At 36.1% G+C, this 19,375-nt stretch carries 22 protein-coding genes and 3 pseudogenes; 20 read left to right on the top strand and 5 right to left on the bottom strand.

Translation table 11 applies throughout. The annotated features are described in order from the left end of the window. The first annotated feature begins 10 nt into the window (after positions 1 to 10). The 5 genes and pseudogenes from MLC44_RS00570 (at position 11) to MLC44_RS00590 (ending at position 2,934) form a co-directional block, all read left to right on the top strand. Positions 11 to 694 (top strand): hypothetical protein, encoded by a 684-nt coding sequence (locus tag MLC44_RS00570; protein ID WP_151901383.1) that lies wholly within the window; start codon positions 11 to 13, stop codon positions 692 to 694. A gap of 252 nt (positions 695 to 946) precedes the next feature. After that, on the top strand, positions 947 to 1,942 hold the full coding sequence (locus MLC44_RS00575; protein WP_434657965.1) for a 5'-nucleotidase: 996 nt from the start codon (positions 947 to 949) through the stop codon (positions 1,940 to 1,942). Positions 1,943 to 2,026: 84 nt separating this feature from the next. Next, the gene (locus tag MLC44_RS00580) at positions 2,027 to 2,353 is read left to right on the top strand and encodes a Rap1a/Tai family immunity protein (RefSeq protein ID WP_151901381.1); all 327 of its coding nucleotides are present in this window, start codon (positions 2,027 to 2,029) and stop codon (positions 2,351 to 2,353) included. A gap of 77 nt (positions 2,354 to 2,430) precedes the next feature. Further along, a pseudogene (locus MLC44_RS00585) lies at positions 2,431 to 2,682 on the top strand (DUF4160 domain-containing protein). Positions 2,683 to 2,691: 9 nt separating this feature from the next. Further along, positions 2,692 to 2,934: a DUF2442 domain-containing protein gene (locus MLC44_RS00590; protein ID WP_151901380.1), complete on the top strand. Its 243-nt coding sequence runs from the start codon at positions 2,692 to 2,694 to the stop codon at positions 2,932 to 2,934. Between the two features lie 71 nt (positions 2,935 to 3,005). On the opposite strand, the gene MLC44_RS00595 is transcribed toward MLC44_RS00590, so the two are convergent. Both MLC44_RS00595 and MLC44_RS00600 read right to left on the bottom strand, forming a co-directional pair. Further along, positions 3,006 to 3,806 carry a phosphotransferase gene (locus MLC44_RS00595; protein ID WP_151901379.1) on the bottom strand — a complete coding sequence of 267 codons (801 nt, stop codon included), beginning with the start codon at positions 3,804 to 3,806 and terminating at the stop codon, positions 3,006 to 3,008. Continuing rightward, entirely contained in the window at positions 3,807 to 4,232 is a 426-nt protein-coding gene (locus MLC44_RS00600) for a hypothetical protein (protein ID WP_151901378.1), read from the bottom strand. It abuts the gene before it with no gap. A gap of 62 nt (positions 4,233 to 4,294) precedes the next feature. Here MLC44_RS00600 and MLC44_RS00605 point away from each other — a divergent pair, with 62 nt between their 5' ends. Then, positions 4,295 to 4,972, top strand: coding sequence for an energy-coupling factor ABC transporter permease (locus MLC44_RS00605; protein WP_151901377.1), 678 nt, complete (start codon positions 4,295 to 4,297; stop codon positions 4,970 to 4,972). A gap of 14 nt (positions 4,973 to 4,986) precedes the next feature. Here the strand turns inward: MLC44_RS00605 and MLC44_RS00610 are convergent, their stop codons facing one another. Next, positions 4,987 to 5,823 carry a sirohydrochlorin cobaltochelatase gene (locus tag MLC44_RS00610; RefSeq protein WP_151901376.1) on the bottom strand — a complete coding sequence of 279 codons (837 nt, stop codon included), beginning with the start codon at positions 5,821 to 5,823 and terminating at the stop codon, positions 4,987 to 4,989. Positions 5,824 to 5,864: 41 nt separating this feature from the next. On the opposite strand from MLC44_RS00610, the gene MLC44_RS00615 reads away from it, so the two are divergent. Continuing rightward, positions 5,865 to 7,121: a cobyrinate a,c-diamide synthase gene (locus tag MLC44_RS00615; RefSeq protein WP_151901375.1), complete on the top strand. Its 1,257-nt coding sequence runs from the start codon at positions 5,865 to 5,867 to the stop codon at positions 7,119 to 7,121. Here the strand turns inward: MLC44_RS00615 and bluB are convergent. After that, the gene (bluB, locus tag MLC44_RS00620) at positions 7,105 to 7,731 is read right to left on the bottom strand and encodes a 5,6-dimethylbenzimidazole synthase (protein WP_151901374.1); all 627 of its coding nucleotides are present in this window, start codon (positions 7,729 to 7,731) and stop codon (positions 7,105 to 7,107) included. The two genes, MLC44_RS00615 and bluB, sit on opposite strands and share 17 nt — an antisense overlap. Before the next feature lie 49 nt (positions 7,732 to 7,780). On the opposite strand from bluB, the gene MLC44_RS00625 reads away from it, so the two are divergent. From MLC44_RS00625 to MLC44_RS00655, 7 genes are read left to right on the top strand one after another with little or no spacing between them, the layout of a single operon-like run. After that, positions 7,781 to 8,494 (top strand): precorrin-8X methylmutase, encoded by a 714-nt coding sequence (locus tag MLC44_RS00625; protein ID WP_151901373.1) that lies wholly within the window; start codon positions 7,781 to 7,783, stop codon positions 8,492 to 8,494. Then, positions 8,484 to 8,993, top strand: a complete 510-nt coding sequence (locus tag MLC44_RS00630) for a (2Fe-2S) ferredoxin domain-containing protein (RefSeq protein WP_151901372.1) — start codon at positions 8,484 to 8,486, stop codon at positions 8,991 to 8,993. Before MLC44_RS00625 ends, MLC44_RS00630 begins: the two co-directional genes overlap by 11 nt. A 6-nt stretch (positions 8,994 to 8,999) precedes the next feature. Beyond that, a complete protein-coding gene (gene cbiD / locus MLC44_RS00635) occupies positions 9,000 to 10,091 on the top strand; it encodes a cobalt-precorrin-5B (C(1))-methyltransferase CbiD (protein ID WP_151901371.1) in 1,092 nt (363 codons plus the stop codon). Further along, positions 10,085 to 11,254: a precorrin-6Y C5,15-methyltransferase (decarboxylating) subunit CbiT gene (cbiT, locus tag MLC44_RS00640; protein WP_434657971.1), complete on the top strand. Its 1,170-nt coding sequence runs from the start codon at positions 10,085 to 10,087 to the stop codon at positions 11,252 to 11,254. Before cbiD ends, cbiT begins: the two co-directional genes overlap by 7 nt. Continuing rightward, positions 11,247 to 11,996: a cobalt-precorrin-4/precorrin-4 C(11)-methyltransferase gene (locus tag MLC44_RS00645; RefSeq protein ID WP_434657973.1), complete on the top strand. Its 750-nt coding sequence runs from the start codon at positions 11,247 to 11,249 to the stop codon at positions 11,994 to 11,996. The genes cbiT and MLC44_RS00645 overlap by 8 nt, the downstream gene beginning before the upstream one ends. Continuing rightward, on the top strand, positions 11,993 to 13,042 hold the full coding sequence (locus tag MLC44_RS00650) for a cobalt-precorrin 5A hydrolase (RefSeq protein WP_346389121.1): 1,050 nt from the start codon (positions 11,993 to 11,995) through the stop codon (positions 13,040 to 13,042). Before MLC44_RS00645 ends, MLC44_RS00650 begins: the two co-directional genes overlap by 4 nt. 19 nt (positions 13,043 to 13,061) lie before the next feature. Beyond that, positions 13,062 to 13,862: a precorrin-3B C(17)-methyltransferase gene (locus MLC44_RS00655; RefSeq protein WP_151901367.1), complete on the top strand. Its 801-nt coding sequence runs from the start codon at positions 13,062 to 13,064 to the stop codon at positions 13,860 to 13,862. Here MLC44_RS00655 and MLC44_RS00660 read toward each other — a convergent pair. Beyond that, entirely contained in the window at positions 13,859 to 14,530 is a 672-nt protein-coding gene (locus tag MLC44_RS00660; protein ID WP_151901366.1) for a precorrin-2 C(20)-methyltransferase, read from the bottom strand. The genes MLC44_RS00655 and MLC44_RS00660 overlap by 4 nt on opposite strands. Before the next feature lie 79 nt (positions 14,531 to 14,609). Between MLC44_RS00660 and MLC44_RS00665 the strand changes: the two genes are divergently transcribed. From MLC44_RS00665 to tsaD, 6 genes and pseudogenes are all read left to right on the top strand, one after another. Continuing rightward, positions 14,610 to 14,942 carry a hypothetical protein gene (locus tag MLC44_RS00665; RefSeq protein WP_434657976.1) on the top strand — a complete coding sequence of 111 codons (333 nt, stop codon included), beginning with the start codon at positions 14,610 to 14,612 and terminating at the stop codon, positions 14,940 to 14,942. Then, a complete protein-coding gene (locus tag MLC44_RS00670; protein WP_434658896.1) occupies positions 14,888 to 15,937 on the top strand; it encodes an NFACT RNA binding domain-containing protein in 1,050 nt (349 codons plus the stop codon). The genes MLC44_RS00665 and MLC44_RS00670 overlap by 55 nt, the downstream gene beginning before the upstream one ends. A 223-nt stretch (positions 15,938 to 16,160) precedes the next feature. Beyond that, positions 16,161 to 16,481, top strand: coding sequence for a hypothetical protein (locus MLC44_RS00675; protein WP_151901364.1), 321 nt, complete (start codon positions 16,161 to 16,163; stop codon positions 16,479 to 16,481). Positions 16,482 to 16,523: 42 nt separating this feature from the next. Next, positions 16,524 to 17,280 (top strand): annotated as a pseudogene (locus tag MLC44_RS00680) (phosphatidate cytidylyltransferase). Continuing rightward, positions 17,281 to 18,359: pseudogene (gene dxr / locus MLC44_RS00685) on the top strand (1-deoxy-D-xylulose-5-phosphate reductoisomerase). Beyond that, on the top strand, positions 18,350 to 19,327 hold the full coding sequence (tsaD, locus tag MLC44_RS00690; RefSeq protein ID WP_434657978.1) for a tRNA (adenosine(37)-N6)-threonylcarbamoyltransferase complex transferase subunit TsaD: 978 nt from the start codon (positions 18,350 to 18,352) through the stop codon (positions 19,325 to 19,327). Before dxr ends, tsaD begins: the two are co-directional and overlap by 10 nt. Positions 19,328 to 19,375: the final 48 nt, after the last annotated feature.

The following is a 19,375-nucleotide window of genomic DNA, read 5'->3' on the forward strand; positions in this document are numbered from 1 at the left end:
AAGGGTATTAATGAGAGAAGCATATCAAACATTTTTTCAACATTTTAAAATAGATTTTCAAGATATTATAGAATTTGGCGTTGAACTAGATACAATTTATCCAAAACCAGATGAAATTAAAGTAGAATGGAAAAGCTTAATTAACTCTATTCAAAACAATAATGAAGTATTTATTAGAGGATATGGAAGAGATGCAAAAGGGACATATTTATATCAAGAATTATTCAAAATTATATTAAATAATAACAATATTAAAAAAGATTCAACTAATAATACTAAACCTACACAATTATTACAAAAGATAACTGGATTTTCTAAAACAATAAAAAAAGATAATGAAAAAAAGAAAAAAATCAGTAATTATCAAGTTACACATATATTTGGAAAAACTAAAAATCCTTTTTTATTTACAGCACCTTGGAATATAGTATGGAAATCAAAAATTTTAGACCCCTTCACAGGACATGAATCAAAAGGTGAAAATACTGAAGAGTATAAAATTGCATTTATAAAAAAATCAAAAGAACTGTACTCTGAATTTATAGATGAATACAATAGTTTAGCATTAAAATATTTTTCTGAAGATAAATTAGAAAAAGCATTTGACATAATGGAAAATAGTTTAGATATTGATAAAACAACCTTCAACAAGTTTAAAATTGATGCTAAAAACGAGTTAAAACCCATAGAATAAAGAATGGTTTAAAAAGATAACAAAACAGAGTATCCAATAAATTACCTAGCGGAAATTTATCGGCTATCTTCAACCGTTATCCGCTCACTGTGTGACCGGATAACGGGGGCGCGGGTTGAACACCCGCTAGTCATCTGTCGCACAGCGCCAGATAACAAGCGGGAGGAATGAGCAACAACATCAGAAAATAAATTTTCAGATGTCGCCGTCATTCACCCGCGCCCCCGTTGTACAAAGAGAAAAGGAAAAAATATGGGATTAAATTTATCAGATACTTTAGTTATTGGAGTTACTGCTACTGCTCTTTTTGATTTAAGTGAAGCTGATGCTGTTTTTAGAAAAAAGTATAAAGAAGATAAAGATACTGCAATATCTGAATACCGTCAATTTATGCTTACAAGAGAAGACCAAGATTTACAAGATGGAACAGGTATGCCACTAATTAAAGCACTTCTTCAACTAAATAAATATAAAAAAAATACTGATAAAAATTTACTTATTGAAGTTGTAGTTATGTCTCGAAATAGTCCAGAAACTGGTATTCAAGTTTTTAACAATATAAGAAGTAAAAAACTAGGCATTACACGACATGCTTTTACAGGTGGAGAATCTGTAACAGATTATCTTGAAGCTTTTGATGTAGATTTATTTTTAACAACAGATATTAAAGATGCTCAAAGAGTACGAGATTCAAATACTTGTGCTGTTGCATTAGTAAAAGAACCACCTACAGATATAGAAAAAATACCTGAAGGACAAGTTAGAATAGCATTTGATGGTGATGCTGTAATCTTTGATGAAAGTAGTGAAATAGTTTTTAAAGCTAAAGGTATTGAAGAATTTTATAAAAATGAAGATTCAAAACAGAATGAACCAATGATAGAAGGTCCTTATGCTAGTTTACTAAGAAAACTTGCAAGATTACAAGATAGATTACCATTTAGTGTCGAATATTCTCCTGTTCGTATTGCGATTGTTACAGCTCGTAATGCTCCTGCTGAAATGAGAGTAATTAAAACACTTCGTGCATGGGGTGTTTATGTTGATGAAATATTTTTTCTTGGAGGACTTGACAAATCGAAAATATTAAGAGCGTTTAAAGCTCATATATTTTTTGATGATCAAGATACACATTTAGATGAAACTTCACATTATATTCCATCAGGAAAAGTCCCTTATACTAGTGATTCTGTATTAAATAGTAAAACAAAAATTTCTAAAAACATTGTATTCAAACAGACTACATAAACATGTACAACAAAACATAGTAGCCAATAAATTACCTAACGGAAATTTATCGGCTATATTCGACCGTTGTGTGAGGATAAAAATATGAAAAATATAATTTTAGTTATACTTGTTGCTGGTCATTTACAAGCAGGAAATTTACTTGTTGATGGATCAAAAGCATGGGAACAAATTGAAAATGGTAATAAAAATTACAATAGTTTAGCTCTTGGATTTTACATGGGAACTATAAGTGGTGTTTCAGCATCTTTAGATGGTAAGCAATTTTGTATTCCGAAAGATATTAGCAATAATCAGCTATGTGCAATTGTAAGAAAATATATAAAAAACAATCCGGAAGAATGGAATAATGGCAATTGGATGATTTTCTCTTCTTTAGGACAAGCCTTTCCATGCAAAAAGAAAAAATGAATTAGTAAATATTAAAGAGAGATTAGATAATATACAATAAAAACAAGTATAAAGGGTGTTTTATACCAACAATATCAATGTTTTATGGAATCATTATTAGAATGTATTGTGCTCCAAGAGAGCATAACCCTCCACATATTCATGTATATTATCAAGATGATAAAGCTGTTATAGATATTCAAAAGTGTGAAGTTACGTAAGGAAAACTACCAAAAAACAAGTTGAAAATTGTTTTGGCATGGGTTGAAATCCGAAAAGAAGAGTTAATGGCAGATTGGACTTTAGCTCAAAATGGTGAACTGCCATTTAAAATTGACCCTTTAAAATAGGAGGATAGCATGTATTTATCAGTCAAAGAGGTAAAACCTTTAAATAATTATCTTTTATTGTTAAAATTTGAAAATCAAGAAGAGAAAATATTTGATGTAAAACCCTATCTTAACACAGGGAAGTTCCAAGAACTAAAAGATGAAAATTTGTTTAAAAGTGTAAAAGTATGCTTTGATAGTATTGAGTGGGATAACCAGTTAGATTTAGACCCAGAACTTTTATATGAAAAGTCATACAACAAAACAGAGTAGCCAATAAATTACACCCCCTATGTTTGAATATCTTTCATACTTTACTACTGATTGACTTGTTGTCTTAGCTTTTAGAAGGCACTATACATTTCTTTGGCACGTTTTGTTTTTTTGTCATGGTTTATTCGCAGAAGGGCATAGAAGTTTGCTGCTATGTTGCGCTGTTTTTGTAGCTTTGCTGTGGTGATTTTTTTATTTCTTTTTTGGTTGTATGTCGCCAAGAACATTTTTGTGTAGAGTTGCCTGTTTTTTGGATTGAAAGAGAGCAGGGCTACGCTCGCGTCAAAGGCAAACTCTCCCAAACCGCCGTCTATAAAATCAAATACGGCTATGTTGTTTTTGTGAAAAAGGGTATTGTCTTTGAAAATGTCTCCATGGATGAAACCTTCGTTCTTTTGGCGTAAATTTTGCAGTGAGCAGAGCTTTTTATAATAATAAAAATGATTTTTCTTTACAAAATCCAGCATACTGTTGATATTGTATGCGTTTAAAAAAGGAGAAGCATCCGTAAAATCTTTACTCACAGTATGAAATTGTGCCAAAAATCTTGCGAGTGCGCGAATATGGAAGAGTTGTATGTTTTTTGGCATACTGCCCTGGAGTTTTGAGTAGAGATACCAGCCATTTTTTTCTTCCAAAAACTGCGGTGTATTGAGTTTACATGTAAAGAGATGCTTTAAAAGTGCCTGTTCTGTTTGCACCTTTTTGCCCGTCTCTCTTTCATATTTTTTTAAAATATAGCTGTTTTTGCTGTTTTTTACAATGTAGGTTGTATCCATTATGCCGTTTGTTGTGGGGATAATTTGCTTAAAACCATAGTCGGGAAAAATCCGACATAGTTGTTCAAGCGTTAATTCTGTTTTGACACCCATTTAAACCTGGCAGACTTTCATAATCTTTGCCCAGTCCAGGTCAAAATGTTTCTCGACATAGGCTCTGTGATGCGGTACACTGCATCCGGAACAGTCTTGATGTATTTTATCTCCGTAGACACCCTGTCTGCCGTCTTTTGAATCAATATCACAAAAACTGTACTGTGTTTTTTCTTTTACTTTTTGAATGCCTTCGTCATTAAAACGAAAATTCGGACAGGAACAAAGATAGCAGTTGAGATTCTCCATATCATGGCATTTTTTATTTTTGGCATAAAGCGGACAAAAGTCACTCTCTTTTTCTTTCATGTTTTCAAAATCAAAGTAGTCGATGATCTGCTGTTTTTTGAAGTTTTGTGCTAAAAGTTTATCTACAATCTTTTTATGTTTTTTTGCATGGTTTTGTACCCAGTCAATGTAAGCCAACTAAAGTTCCTTTTTTTGAAATTATAGTATAATTTGGAATAAACAAATTAAAGGATGCAAAAATGCATATAGAAGCAGGCGTAGTTGAAGGCGCTAAAATGTTTTTGAGCTATGGAACTGCAACAGCAGTGCTTGGAGCTACAGCAAAAACAGCGTATGACAATATCAAGGAAAATGGTGCTTTGTCTTTAGTATTTAAAAGTATAATAGCAACGATTATAGTATTTTGTTGTTTTGAAGTTTTACCACACTACCCAATAGGTGTAAGTGAAGTGCATCTTATTTTAGGAACAACCATATTTTTAGTATTTGGCATTGCTCCTGCCGCAATTGGTTTGGCTTTGGGACTTTTAATTCAGGGACTTTTCTTTGCTCAGTTTGATTTGCCTCAGTATGGCATCAATGTAACAACGCTTCTTGCAAGTATGTTTGTTTTAAATATAGCAGCAAAAAAAGTGATACCGGAAGGTGTGGCATATAAAGATATAAGCTATACACAACTCTTAAAACTTTCTGTTGTCTGGGAGGGGAGTATTGTTTCATGGGTTGCTTTTTGGGCACTTTATGGGCAAGGATTTGAAGTTGAAAATTTACAAAACATTGCTACTTTCGGTGCGGCGTACATGTCTGTGATTATTATAGAACCTTTGGTAGACATTGCAGTTTTAACTGCCGTAAAAGCTTACGACAAAACAAATGAATGTGCATTTTTATTTGACAAAAAACTTTGTCATGCGTAAAAGAAATCAGGATTTTATAATCCTAATTTCTTGAGCTCTATCTCAATATTTTTTCTAAATATTTCTCGAACTTCTTCTTGCTCTATGAGGTTGAACTTTTCATCTTGTGTGATTGGCTGAACAATACTTGCATCTGCATACTCGCTCACTTCTTCACATATCTCTTTCATATCTTTGTCGTAGTGATTCCCACTGACCAGAAGCATAGGAACAATTTGAACTTTTCGCTCTTTATCACCTTGCGTGAGTTTGAGTATGTCGCGTTTGATGGCATCTTTTACAGCATAAAATGGAAACTCTCCCTCTAAGGAACAGGTGAGATTTCTTTCATTGAGCATTCTTAAAAAGTTTGCTGCGTAACTGACAGCTTCAAGTCCACCGATATTTAAAACAGGAACACCATGGATGATATAAAGGTTAATAATGTCTTCTTTTTTCTGTCGTATACGTTCATCAAGTGCTTTAAGATAAAGTGATGTCTCTTTTGTTTTTTGCAATAGAGGGTTCGTATATCTAATATTTGCTAAAGAAAACTCCCGAAATCCTTTAACCATTCTCATAAGGACTTCATGTTCATCTGTCGGGAAAATATTTACACTTACTATGATATAACGCTTATAACCCTCCATATCAACATCTGCCATCACCTGAGGAAGATTTTTATATACTTCGCCTTTTTTTGCCAACTCTTTAATGACCATTTTTGAAGAAAATGCAGTAAAAACAGGAATCTCTGTAAAGGAGTCTTGTATAAATTTTTCAAACTCCAAATATTTTTCCTGCTCTATCACCGAACCAAAACAGGAGAGAATTATTGCCGTGCCTTTGTTATAATGTCTATATCGTTTCATAATACACCAATCTAATTTTTTGCAAATTATAGGATAAAAAGTTGAAAAAAGCATTATTAATCTCTGCAATCGCATCCAATCAAGGAAAAACACTTCTTACCATGGCTCTCTTGTATCATTATAAGAAGAATGTACGCCCTTTTAAGTGTGGGCCGGATTTTATTGATCCGCAGTTTCACGAACGTATAGCCGGTATTCCATCTGTTAACCTTGATGGATACATGATGAATCAAGTGCAGCTGCAATGGATGTTAACAAAGTATTTTGACAAAGATGTTGCCATTTTGGAAGGTGTTATGGGTTACTATGACGGAATGGACAAGGGTGCAAGTGCTTATGATGTGGCAAAAACTCTCAATATTCCTTCTCTTTTAATTCTGGATGCAGGCGGCAGTTACATAACTGTTGCTGCAGTTTTAAAAGGTTTGCTCTTCTTTAGAAAAGACAATACGATAAAAGCAGTAGTGCTCAACAAAATTTCTTCTGCCATGCACTATGAACTCGTAAAAAAGCATATAGAAGCAGAGTGTGAAGGGATTGTAGTCTGTGGTTGGATACAAAAGGGATTACAAACTTTAAATGCAACGCACTTGGGGCTTGATTTAAAAGAACTAGATTCTTATATGGTAGAAAAAATTTCAAAAGAGGTATTGGAACATATTGATATAGAGCAGTTAGAATCTGTTATGAAAACTGTTTTAGAAAATGTTAGTGTATACCCCTTTGAGAAAGTAATAAAAAGAGATGAAAAATGTGTACTTGTGAAAGATGAAAACTTTTCTTTTGTGTATCATGACAATATAGAGTTTTTAAAAGAACTTTACAAAGAAGTGCAATTTATAAGCAGTACAAAAGATGAAGCAATTCCAGATGATGCAGATCTTGTGATATTACCGGGTGGCTATGTGGAGACAGATAGCCATTATGCAAAAATAAAAGATTCACATAATTTTAAAAACTCTTTGAAAGAGCACGTCAAAACTAAAAAAGTTTATGCAGAATGTGCCGGGTTTATTTATCTTGGTGAGACTTGTGATGAAAAAAAGATGAGTAAAATATTACCTATAACCTTTACACTCACAAAGAAACGTGAGCGTTTGGGTTACTACAAATGTGAGTTTGATGGAGAGGTCATCAAAGGACATGCTTTTCACTATTCTAAAATTATTGATGCACCAAAAACAGATATAAAGCTCTATAAAGTTTCAAAAAAAAGTGCAAAAGAGGGAGGCTATAGACAAGACAATATTTTTGCTACCTATTTACATACAATGTGGCGTATTAATTTTTGTATGTGACGCATTTATCTAAAAGTTTTTCACGTTCCCAGCCTAAAGTTTTAAGCTCACTCTCTTGATAAAATTCATCTACATAGCCTACACAAAGGTAGGCTATAAGGCGTGAGCCTTGTTTTACATGTAAAGTATTGAGCACTTTTTTCTCATCGAGTATGCTCACCCAACCTATGCCAATGTTTAAGGCTCTTGCCATAAGCCACATATTTTGAACGGCACAGACAACACTATATTCACCCATTTTTTCCATGCTGGTCATTCCCAAAATATTACCTTGTTTTGGTTCATAGAGTACAGCAATGTTCAGAGGGGCTTCTTTTATGCCCTCTAATTTTAATTTTTTATAAAGAGGGTTGTCTTTGAAGATTTTTTTCGCCTTTGTGTTTTCATGGTCAAAATTTTCTATAAGTCTTTGTTTTATGTTTTTGTCGCTGATGACTATAAATTTCCAAGGCTGCGAGTAACCCACAGAAGGTGCCGAAATAGCTGCTTCTAAGATCATATTGAGCTTTTCTTTTTCTACTGCTTTGTTTATAAATCTGTTTCCTCGGACATCTCGTCTAGCTTTTATAATATTTAAGAGTTTGTCAGCATCGTCTTTTGTAAAGTTCATACGTAATTATACTGTGTTATAATCCTTATTAAAAAAAAGAAGAGAATGTATGGACTTTATTCTGGAAGAACCCCCTATAAATATCGGTGCAGATATTAGCGAAAAATCTTTTGAAATGATAGAAGATGAAATTGTTTCTTATCCGAAATACCATGAATTTGATGAAAATGAAAAAGCACTTGTTGCAAGACTGATTCATACAACAACCTGTTTTAATGAGGTTATAGACAATATTTACTTTAGCAAAAACGCGATGCTTAAACTCAAAGATCTGTTGCAAAACAAAGCAAAACTCATTGTTGATACCAATATGATTCGATCAGGATTGAGCCAGTTTTATTTAAATAAGTATGAGAACGAAGTTATCTGTTATGTCAATGAACCCGAAGCTTTTGAAATGGCAGAAAAAAATGCTACAACCCGTTCTTATGCAGCAGTAGAACTTGCAATACAAAAGTTTCAAAACGAGCCTATGGTTTTAGCCTGTGGAAATGCTCCGACGTTTATTTATGCAGCGGTAAATACATTGATAAAAAATAAAGTAAATCTTGAAAATGTCATGTTTTTACTTTTTCCTGTTGGTTTTGTCAATGTGGTCGAATCTAAAGAGTATGGAAAAAAATTTATAGAGCATTTTGGTGCTGAGGGCATTATTCTACAAGGCAGATACGGTGCATCAACGATGGTTGTCGCATCACTGCATGCAGCCTATAAGCTTATAAAAGACTTTGACACAGGGCAAGGAAAATATAATGGCAAGTAGTCTGATAAATTCACATTCAAGTTCAAAATACGGTAGTAACCCAGTAAAAAAAGGTGAAGTGCGTCTGAATGAAATGGGCAGTGAAGTGGTTGAAGGCTATACATGTAAACCAAAAAACTATGATAAAAATCGCCCAATTATGCACTATAAAACACTGCTCCTTTTGTGCGATGACGAGCGATGTGGTAAAGCGGGCAAAGATGACAGGGCAACACATTTGCGTGAGATTCTAAAGGAGATGGGGCTTAATAAGGGAGAAAATCGTATAAAGATAAGCCGTACAGGCTGTTATGGAGCATGTAGATTTCGCCAAGTTTGTCAAGTAACAGAAAATACGCAGGCAAATGGTAATGCAAAAAACAACGCACTTTGGTTACGGCACACACATAATTTTACAGACAAGCAGTGGCGAGAACTTTTTAAGCTTTTAAGTGAAGATAAAATTCTTTTAGAGATGTTGGATGAGAAGTATTTTATTCCTATGAAGGTTTATAACTAAATTCGCATGAGTGAAAAACTAAAGTCGGGGTACACAACAGGAACACATGCAACAGCAGTGTTTTTAGCGACTTTGTATGAATATTTTGGTAAGCTTCCTATGCAAAAGTTGTCAGTAGTGTTGCCACAGGGTGCAGAAGCACTTATAGATGTTGGGCAAAAGGAGAGGCTTTGTTATGTTAGTGTTAAAGGTGATAATGACGATATTGATGTAACAAAAGGATGTGAAATTAGCTGTAAACTTTTAAAACAAAAACCGCAAAAGATTAAAGAACAAATGCCCTCACTCCTAAAAATTAAGAATACAAAAGTCTATGTTTATGCCGGAGAAGGGATAGGAATCGTCACAAAAAAAGGGCTGAAAATCAGTCCTCCGCATCCTGCAATAAATCCTGTACCTCTTGCCATGATGCTGGAAAATGCACAAAGTATTGTAAAAGAATCGAAAGAAGTTTTATATGCCGTGTTTAGTGTTAAAGATGGAGAGCACATAGCAAAAGATACGGCAAATGCAAAGGTTGGCGTAGTTGGCGGCATTTCTATTTTAGGTACCCGAGGCATTGTTAAGCCGGTTTCTTCTTCTGCGTATATTGATTCTGTTACAGCTGAAATAGATGTCGCAGCGGCAGAGTCACAGGAGGAAATTATTTTTACTCTTGGTAATTCTGCGCATGATTTTGCGAAAAAATATTATAATGAAAGTTCTATTATAGAGATTGGTAATTTTGTGTATGATGCATCTTCTCGGCTGAAAAAACACAGAATAAAAAAATTGATATTTATAACAAGTGTTGCAAAAATGTGTAAAGTAGCACAGGGTTTTAAAAATACACATAACAAATATGGCAGTATTGATTTTGATGAGGTGAAAATTTGGTTAAATTCAGAACTGAATTTTAAACTGGGCAATGAAGAATTTGTAACCTTAAAAGGAGTTTTACAAACTCTGCCGGATGAGTATAAAGAGCCATTTATAAAACTTTTAGGGTATAAATCTGCTTTGAGATTGAAAGAGTGGTTTTTAGAGCTTGGTTTACATGTACACGAGGTTGAAACAATTACTTTGCCAAATGAGATAAAGGAAAGGCTAAAATGGTAACAATAGCAGGCTCAGGGATGGGTGAATATAATTTTAAGAATATAGATGTTGATTTCTCAAAATTTGATATGATTTTTTGCGATCAAAACTATGAAACCCCTTTGCCAAATGTGACAAAGGGAAATTTTAAAGTTATCAAAGAAGCAATATTAAATAATCTTGACAAAGAGTTACTCTATGTAGTCAGTGGTTCACCTACTTTTTTTTCTGGGGCAATTTTAATTATAAATGCACTTAAAAAACAAAAGATTGCTTTCAAAATTATTGATAACACTTCAAGCCTTAGTTATATGTTAGCTCATGAGGGTGTAAGTCTTGTTAAAACAGGCATTATAACTTTACATGGAAAAAACTTTGTGGATTTACAAAACTTTTTGACAAAAGAGTACACTTTTATTGTTTGTGATAATGATACACCTCGTGTTTTGTCGCAAGCTATAAGTTTTTTAGATGAAGATGACATAAGTATTACACTTGGTGAAAAGTTTGGTTATGAAGATGAGACTTTTTCTACGACAACATTACAAAAAATGCTAGAAAAATCACCTCGTATGCCTTATTCTCTTCTTGTTAAACGAAAGTATAAGCCACTACCTAATATCTCAAGCGAAGAAAGTATTGAACATGAAAACGGGATGATTACCAAAAGCTATAAGCGACATATTTCTTTACAAAACCTTGAACTGCAGTCAAATATGCTTTTGTGGGATATAGGAGCTGGTTCTGGCTCTGTTAGTATAGACGGCTACAAACGTTATAAAGTAAAAACTATTCTTTTTGAAAAAAATCCCAAACGTTCGGCTATGATAAAAAATTCATTAAAAAAGCATAAAGTACTCGATACAAAACTTTATGAAGGCGAAGCAAGTGAAGCATACAAGAAAGAATTAAGCACGCCTGAGAGAATTTTCATCGGTGGTGGCGGACAAAAAGTGATAGCTGAACTTGAGTACCTCTATGGACGCTTAGCCAAAGGCGGTATTCTGGTAGCTAACTTTGTAACACTTACAAACCTAACACAAGCTATCACTGTTTTAAGAAAAGCAAAAATTTCTTTTGACGTTAAAAGCATTAGTCTGACAACTTATAAAATGAGCCTGCTTATGCCAGAACCTGAACGCATTATGCATCAGATTATACTAAAGAAGGAAATAAATGATTAAATTTGTAGGAGCGGGTCCAGGGGATCCTGAACTTATAACTGTAAAAGGGATGAAAGCCTTACAGGACGCTGAAGTAGTTTTATACACAGGTTCCCTTGTTCCAAAAGAGCTACTTAAGTGGTGTCAAGAGGGAACGATTATAGAAAACTCGGCAGATATGAGTTATGAGGATATTTTTAGCTTTATAAAAAAATATGCCCAGAATAAATTTGTGCGTTTGCATACGGGGGACAGCTCTATTTACTCTACCATAGCCAAACAGATAAAATTTTTAAGAAGTGAAAATATAGATTTTGAGATTATTCCGGGAGTTACTGCAGCATTTGGTGCGGCAGCATCGGCGGGTATTGAATATACTATTCCCGGAGTATCACAGACGCTTATTATCTCCCGTATTGAGGGGCGTACTCCAAATCCAGAAAGTCTGGAACAACTTTTGTCAAACAAGCACTCTTCTTTTGCGTTTTATCTCTCTATCTCACTTATACAAAAACTCAAAGAGACAGCTTATAAATTAGGCTATAGGAAAGATACACCTTGCTGGGTTGTTGAAAAAGCGACATGGTCTGATGAAAAAATTTATAAAGCCACTATTTCTACTATACAAGAGCAGGTTTTACATGTAAAGGGTGTTGCACTCATCATGTTTGGCAAATTTTTACACCAAAACTCAACGGCAGAATCTCATCTGTACGCAGACAAATACAAACAAGAGAGTCAAAGGAAATCAAAATCATTATGAAAATAGCAATAGCAACTATAAATAATCCTTCATTAGAAGCAGCAAAAAAACTTTTACCTTATCTGCAAGGACATGAATGTCATATTTTTAACAAAAGTGAAGATGGTACAACAAAAGAGGCGGCTTTTCACATTTTTGCCAAAGTCGATGATATCATGCCTACGGCATGGGCTGAGTTTGACGCCATCATCTTTTTAATGGCAACGGGTGCAGTCATTAGAAAAATTGCACCACACTTAAAAGATAAAGCAACAGACCCTGCTGTGCTCATAATGACGCTTGATTTAAAAAGGGTAATTCCTTTACTTTCAGGGCATTTGGGAGGTGCAAATGAACTTGCCAATGAATTGTGCGCAAAGATAGAAGGCTGTGTGAATTTTGTAACTACGGCAAGTGATCAGATAAAAGTTCTTGCTTTTGATATGTTTGCAAAAAAGTACGGTTTTACTATCAGCAACTTAAAATCTTTAGCAGAGGTTTCCAATGCCATCATCAACAAGAAAAAAGTACAGGTAATAAGTTATCCCTGTATGATTGAGGCAGTAAAAGAGTTTGAAGGTTACAAAGAGGAAAATTTTTCTTTTTTTATGCCAGATGATTTAGGAAAGTGGGATAAAAATATACCGACTGTCTATATTACTCCGCAAAAGCTACCAAATAGTGCACTACAAATTCATCCGCAAGAGATAGTTTTAGGGCTTGGGATGAACAGAGGCACAAGTGCTGATGAAATAGACAAGGCAGTTACAAGATTTTGTTTTGAACACGGTATAAAAAAAGAACAAATTACAAAACTTGCAAGTTTTAGTGCTAAAGCGGATGAAAAAGGTTTACTTCAATATGTTTCAAACATAAACAAAGAGTTAGAATTTTTCAGCGAGGATGCCATTAATGCACTCCCTGAGAAGTTTAGCCCTTCGCAGGCGACAAAGTTTTTTAATATTAAAGGAGTGGCTGAACCGGCTTCTTTATTGGCAAGTAAAAACAGAACACTTTTTTTAAGTAAAAGAATTTACGGCGCGGTAACGATTGCCGCTTCATTTTAATATAAGGAGCAAAAACAAGATGGGAAAATTAACATTAGTCTCAACCGGCGCAGGTGGTGACAGATATTTGACACAAGAGGCAATAAACGCAATACGTGAAGCGGATTTAGTTGTAGCTTATACCAAATATGCCAAGGATTTACCAGAATTGGTAGCAGATAAAGAGGTTTTTACGACGCCAATGACAAAAGAGATAGAACGTGTTCAGCATGCCATAGATGAAGCTAAAAAAGGCAGGACTGTTGCATTGCTTTCAAATGGTGATGCAAATGTTTATGCTATGGGTTCTTTGGTTGTTGAACTTATAGATACGCTTGACTTGTGGGAAAGTATAGAATATTCGGCTTTACCTGGGATTAGTTCTGTTTTAGCACTTGCGAGTGAAGTCGGTGCGCCTATTAGTCAAGATTTTTGTCTTATATCACTTTCTGATAGGCTAACAGATGCTGGGTTGATTCAAAAACGATTACGTTTGGCTTTGGAGGGAGATTTCATTATCTCAATTTATAACCCAAAAAGTAGAAGTAGACTTGAGCCGTATGAAGGAATGCTAGAACAGTTGAAAAATATTGATGCAAATCGCCCTGTAGTAGTTGCAAGAGATTTAGGGCGTGAAAATCAGATGATAAAAATAATTACAGCAAAAGAGTTGATAGATGCAGGCGTAGAAAATGAAGATGTAAATATGTCTACGACACTGCTTATAGGAAACTCTACAACAAAACTTACAAGGGATGGCAGAGTTTTAACACCAAGAGGCTATTTAAATAAATATGACTTAAGTGGTATGCAAAAGGGTGAATGGGAAAAGATTAACTAGCGCCTTGCAAAATTGATAAAAAGGGTCATATACTTTTTGACTTTACTAATCTTTGAAGATGTGATTTTAGCATCTTCAAGATACATATTTTCAAAAGTATAAAAATTACCTTCTCCTAAAACCTCTGTATTCATTCCGATTTTTGGGCGCATTAAAATTTCTGTAGTTTTGACTTCAGATCGTGGATTTATAGGCTTAATGATGAGTTTTTCATCACCTAAACAAAGTGCTTTTTGCACTTCGGCGGAAGCGGCGCTAAATGAAGTGACACCTGCTATAACTTTACAGCTTTTATAGATTTTTTCATTTTTTTCTTTGATAATGTCAAGCAGATAGTAGATACTTGAGTAAATAGCAGCATCTCCAAGTGTGACAAAGCAGACCTTATTGTATTTTTGCAGTGTCTCTAAAATTATATCGGCCTCGTGCACCCAGTCTTCATAGTTAAAATGCATAGGTGAATAAACCGGTACAATAGTCTTGGTTACATGTAAGAGTGAAAGCGCATCCGAGACGATTTTATAGCTGATAGATTTTGTAAAAGTATTGTCTTCGCTTTTTGTAGGTACACAGATGGCATCACATTCCCTAAAAGCATTGAGTGCTTTAAGTGTCAAGAGTTCAACATCTCCTGGACCTAAAGAGACCATAGTAAGTTTTTGATTCATTATTTTCTTTTTGTGAAATTATAACTAACTTCTTATAAAGTGTGCTTTTTGTGAATGATTTGTATGTTAGAATTAAGTTATGAAACTTTCACATTTAGAACAAATTACTGATTATTTACAAAATTTTAAAAAAATATCTGCTGCATTTCGGGTAAGCGACAGCATCATCAAAATTGTTTTTGACAAAAATGATGCGCTCTATTTTAACATGCAACGCTCGAATTCAAGCATATTCAAATGTGAAGAGTACCCGCGTTCCAAGGTTTACAATGCCCCTTTTGATGTCATTTTGGCAAACGATTCAACCGTGCAAACGTCTTACATGCAGAACTGCTCAATGATGATAAAATTATACGCATTAAAACCTCTCTGGCTTCTGCTTATAAAGAAGAAACAACCTACCTGCAGATAGAATTTACGGGAAAATATACCAATGTCATTATTCTGGATGAAGAGAATATTGTGCTTGAAGCACTGCGTCATGTTGATCTGTTTTCCTCTTTTCGGGAAGTTCGGGTTGGGCAAAAACTGCTGGATGTTCCGCCTGCGCCTTTTGTGGCAAAAGAGTATCCGCTTGAGGATGTGGAAGCATTTTTATACGAAGTGTATGAAAAAGAGCAAAATGCAAAACTTGAAGGATTGAAAAAGCAAAAAATTTCACAGCTTGAGAAAAAACTGCAAAAACTGCAAAAACTTTATGCAAAACTTGATTCACAGGAGAGCCTGGAAAAAGAGGCACAGGAAAATGGGCATTTGGGTAATTTGGTGCTCTCAAATGTGCAAAACATCAAGCCCTATGCAAGAGAAATAGAACTGGAAGATTATGACGGTTCAAAAGTGCACATAGCATTGCAAAAACGCTATCCCACTCCTTTTATGATAAGTGAAATGTTCTTTTCCAAAAGTAAAAAAGCAAAACAACGTGCCAAGCATCTGCATATAGAAGAGGAGTCTCTACGCTCAAAAATAGAACATCTCAAGCGCTTTATACATGTAATCAAAGAGGCAAAAGATGTGGCAAAGATAGAGATGCTTTTGCCCAAAAAAGTACAAAACAAAAAAGTCAGGCATAATGACTCCATAGAAGTGTTTTGGATAGAAGGGTACAAGGTACAGCTTGGAAAAAATGAAAAAGGCAATATTGAACTTTTAAAAAACGCACGGGCAAAAGATATATGGCTGCATATGAAAGACCGTCCTTCCTCCCATGTCATCATCACCACTGACAAGCAGAATCTGCCGCAAAACATCATTTTGGCAGCGGCAAGACTCTGTGTAGAATTCAGTACCGCTTCAAAAGACCGCTTTTTAGTCGATTATACTCCAAGACGGGAAGTCACGATACAAAACGGGGCAAATGTGTTGTATAATAAGTATAAGACAATAGAGGTAGATACAAGAGCCTAGCAACAGTCGGCACTGAAGTACCGATTCCGAGAAGTCACTACAGTTCGGAACCCATCCTTTAGGGTGGGCTGAGAATGGCGAAAAGGTAGCAATAGCCGGCATTACAGTACCGATTCCGGAAAGTTTTGGAACCCATCCTTTAGGGTGGGCTGAGAATGGTGAAGAAGTAACAACAGCCGGCACTACAGTACCGGCTTTGTGAACCAAAAGGAAGGAGGAGCCTATGAGTGTCGGAGCTATCGGAAATGTAGTCTTGGTAAACCAGATGACACCTGCCGTCACACCTTTGCAGGGCAATCAATATGTCCGCTTTGATTTGCAAAACCTTGCCGCGCAGGCTGCTGTGCAGGAGAAAGAAAAAGAGATAGAAGAGGTCCGTCCTACCGAAGAGAGTCATGCAATAGACCCAGACCGTGAACACCAAAGAGAAGAAGCGGATCAGGAAACAAACAATCTGCCAAAAAACCAGGGGCATGAAATTGTTGAAGAAAAGAGTGAGGACGAACCGGACGAACCACTGCATCTATTAGATATTAAAGTCTGATTAGATATAATATTTTATCTGAAAAATTTGTAGGGATCTTTTATGAGCATATTACGAGATAGTAGAGAGCGGATAGTCACAGGATTGGCACTTTTGGCCGTTGTGCTGACTGTCGGATTGATAGACAATTTTTTTGTTATGTGGCTTTTTCTTGGGACTGTATATATTTTGGCTTTTAAAGAGGCTGTGGTGCTTTTTGGTGTAGAAAAAGATAATCTTCTGCCATATGCAGCAGCCTTATGGCTTATAGCCGCTTTTTATCCCTTACGGGGATGATTTGTTTGTGCTTGCAGGCGTCGGCTATGCATCTGCCGTGGCGTATGATAAAAACCTGAAATGGGTTGACTTTTTACCGTTTATCTATCCGACGGCAGGGCTGCTTTTTATTTTAACAATGTATGAAGAGTATGGCGTACTGTCACTAGTCTGGCTGCTGGGTGTTGTTGCCCTGACTGATATCGGCGCCTATTTTGTAGGCAAAAGCATAGGAAAAACAAAATTTTGTGAGACAAGTCCGAATAAAACCCTTGAAGGTGTCATAGGCGGTGTAGCCCTTGCAACATTTGTCGGCGCATTTTTGGGTGTTTTTGCTGTTGATTTCTGGATTGCTCTTGTCATCTCTTTTATGGTTGCGCTGAGCTCAATATTCGGCGATTTGTTTGAGTCGTCGCTCAAACGCAGTGCCGGGGTAAAAGACAGTGGTGATCTGCTTCCGGGGCATGGCGGCATACTTGACAGAATTGACGGCTATCTTTTTGGAGCGATTGTTATGCTTGTACTGCTTCGCGGACTGGTCTAGTTGATACTTTTAGGCTCGACAGGTTCCATCGGTGTCAATGCTTTGCTGGTTGCCAGACGTTTTGGTATAAAAGTTGAGGTGTTGGTTTGTGGTAAAAATATTACACTTTTAAATAAGCAATTAAAGAACATAAGCCAAAAGTTGTCGTTGTAGCAAATAAAGCAGATGTTGCAAAAGTAAATCATTCTCGTGTTTATAGTGGAGAAGAAGCTATATTACATGTAATAGAAGAAGCAACCTCCAAACTTGTAGTGAATGCACTGGTAGGTTTTTTGGGCCTGCGCCCGACACTCAAAGCCATAGAGTGTGATAAAAAAGTGGCCCTGGCAAACAAAGAATCCCTTGTAGCCTGCGGCAGTTTCATTGATACATCAAAAATTCAGCCCATTGACAGTGAGCATTTCGGGTTGTGGTATCTGTTGCAGGAGAGACCGGTAAAAAAAATGACGATTACAGCAAGCGGCGGAGCTTTTCGGGACTGGGATATAACAAGACTGCATACAGCAACACTCTCAGATACACAAAAGCATCCAAACTGGTCAATGGGGCAAAAAATCACAATTGATTCGGCAACCATGGTCAATAAAATGTTTGAGCTCCTCGAAGCACGCTGGCTCTTTGGCGAGGGAGAATATGATGCCATTATTGAGACGCAGTCTTTGATTCACGCGATGATAGACTTCAAAGATGGCTCAACCACAGCACATTTTGCCAATGCGAGTATGCAGTTGCCCATAGCTTATGCGCTGGATGAAAAAATGGATGAAGCGATTTTACCGCATGTTGATCTTGTACAGGTGGGACGTCTGGAGTTTCGCCAAATCAGTCCGGAGCGCTATCCTGTCTGGCAGATTAAAGAAGATCTGCTGAAAAATCCGCAAAGAGGCGTTGTTGTCAATGCGGCAAATGAGGCGGCTATTGAGATGTTTATCGCCAAAAAAATAGGTTTTATGGATATCAGTAAAATTATTATCAATGCGTATGAAAATTTCAGTGATGCACTCCCTTTACATGTAAGCGATATATTCCTTATAGATCAAGAAGTGCGAAAATATGTAGGAAAGAACAGATGGTTTTAAGTATAGAAAGTTCCTGTGATGACAGTGCAATTGCTGTAACAGAAATAGCAACAAACAAACTTGTTTTTCATAAAAAGATTTCACAGGAGATTGAGCACAGCGTATACGGCGGTGTTGTTCCGGAACTGGCAGCGCGACTGCATGCAGAGGCTTTGCCAAAGATTTTGGAGCAGTGCGAGCCCTATTTTAAAAAGATAAAAGCGGTTGCAGTGACAACGAGCCCGGGACTTGCCGTTACGCTGATAGAGGGGGTTACCTTGGCAAAGGCAGTGAGTGTTGCACTTGATATTCCCCTTATTGCGGTAAATCATCTTACCGGGCATATTTATTCACTTTTTATTGAAAAAGAGACGCTTTTTCCTTTGACGGTTCTGCTGGTATCAGGCGGGCATACACAAGTGATGGAGGTCAGGAGTCTGACCGATATTGCGACGGTTGCAAAAAGTATGGATGACAGCTTCGGTGAGAGTTTTGACAAAGTGGCGAAGATGATGGGGTTGGGGTATCCCGGCGGACCGGTTATAGAAAAACTTGCAAAAGAGGGCGACAGAAAAAGATATGACTTTACCGTCCCTTTGCTTAGAACACCAAAATTTGCTTTTAGCTATTCGGGACTGAAAAATGCGGTTCGGCTTGCTGTTGAAAAATCTGAACCGCAAGACTATAAAGATATAGCGGCTTCTTTTGAATATACTGCAAGCAAACATCTTGTACACAAACTTAAAAAATATTTTCAGACAAACCCTCCGAAAAACTTTGCCATTGTCGGAGGCGCAAGTGCAAACCTGTATCTGCGAGGGGAAATAAAAAAGCTGCTGCAGCCTTATAATGCACAACTACTTTTGAGCGATTTAGAGTACTGTTCTGATAATGCGGCTATGATAGGGCGGGTTGCAGTGGATATGTACAAGCAGGGGATGTTTACTTCCTTGGAAGAAGTGAGTGTAGCAGCAAGGGTAAAGATGTGATAAATTAAATTTAACTTAAAGCAAGGTTTTCTGAGCTTTAATAAGATA

It is taken from the genome of Sulfurimonas sp. NW9, assembly GCF_051132275.1.
Classification (GTDB): domain Bacteria; phylum Campylobacterota; class Campylobacteria; order Campylobacterales; family Sulfurimonadaceae; genus Sulfurimonas; species Sulfurimonas hydrogeniphila.

What these genes read in the sequence shown, in the direction of transcription:
- cbiD (WP_151901371.1), top strand. Translation starts at nt 9,000, where the DNA reads ATGAGTGAAAAACTAAAGTCGGGGTACACAACAGGAACACATGCAACA.
- MLC44_RS00645 (WP_434657973.1), top strand. Translation starts at nt 11,247, where the DNA reads ATGATTAAATTTGTAGGAGCGGGTCCAGGGGATCCTGAACTTATAACT.
- MLC44_RS00660 (WP_151901366.1), bottom strand. Translation starts at nt 14,530, where the DNA reads ATGAATCAAAAACTTACTATGGTCTCTTTAGGTCCAGGAGATGTTGAA.
- MLC44_RS00595 (WP_151901379.1), bottom strand. Translation starts at nt 3,806, where the DNA reads ATGGGTGTCAAAACAGAATTAACGCTTGAACAACTATGTCGGATTTTT.
- MLC44_RS00630 (WP_151901372.1), top strand. Translation starts at nt 8,484, where the DNA reads ATGGCAAGTAGTCTGATAAATTCACATTCAAGTTCAAAATACGGTAGT.
- MLC44_RS00650 (WP_346389121.1), top strand. Translation starts at nt 11,993, where the DNA reads ATGAAAATAGCAATAGCAACTATAAATAATCCTTCATTAGAAGCAGCA.
- MLC44_RS00590 (WP_151901380.1), top strand. Translation starts at nt 2,692, where the DNA reads ATGTATTTATCAGTCAAAGAGGTAAAACCTTTAAATAATTATCTTTTA.
- MLC44_RS00570 (WP_151901383.1), top strand. Translation starts at nt 11, where the DNA reads ATGAGAGAAGCATATCAAACATTTTTTCAACATTTTAAAATAGATTTT.
- MLC44_RS00610 (WP_151901376.1), bottom strand. Translation starts at nt 5,823, where the DNA reads ATGAAACGATATAGACATTATAACAAAGGCACGGCAATAATTCTCTCC.
- MLC44_RS00625 (WP_151901373.1), top strand. Translation starts at nt 7,781, where the DNA reads ATGGACTTTATTCTGGAAGAACCCCCTATAAATATCGGTGCAGATATT.
- MLC44_RS00605 (WP_151901377.1), top strand. Translation starts at nt 4,295, where the DNA reads ATGCATATAGAAGCAGGCGTAGTTGAAGGCGCTAAAATGTTTTTGAGC.
- MLC44_RS00575 (WP_434657965.1), top strand. Translation starts at nt 947, where the DNA reads ATGGGATTAAATTTATCAGATACTTTAGTTATTGGAGTTACTGCTACT.
- MLC44_RS00655 (WP_151901367.1), top strand. Translation starts at nt 13,062, where the DNA reads ATGGGAAAATTAACATTAGTCTCAACCGGCGCAGGTGGTGACAGATAT.
- tsaD (WP_434657978.1), top strand. Translation starts at nt 18,350, where the DNA reads ATGGTTTTAAGTATAGAAAGTTCCTGTGATGACAGTGCAATTGCTGTA.
- bluB (WP_151901374.1), bottom strand. Translation starts at nt 7,731, where the DNA reads ATGAACTTTACAAAAGACGATGCTGACAAACTCTTAAATATTATAAAA.
- MLC44_RS00675 (WP_151901364.1), top strand. Translation starts at nt 16,161, where the DNA reads ATGAGTGTCGGAGCTATCGGAAATGTAGTCTTGGTAAACCAGATGACA.
- cbiT (WP_434657971.1), top strand. Translation starts at nt 10,085, where the DNA reads ATGGTAACAATAGCAGGCTCAGGGATGGGTGAATATAATTTTAAGAAT.
- MLC44_RS00580 (WP_151901381.1), top strand. Translation starts at nt 2,027, where the DNA reads ATGAAAAATATAATTTTAGTTATACTTGTTGCTGGTCATTTACAAGCA.
- MLC44_RS00665 (WP_434657976.1), top strand. Translation starts at nt 14,610, where the DNA reads ATGAAACTTTCACATTTAGAACAAATTACTGATTATTTACAAAATTTT.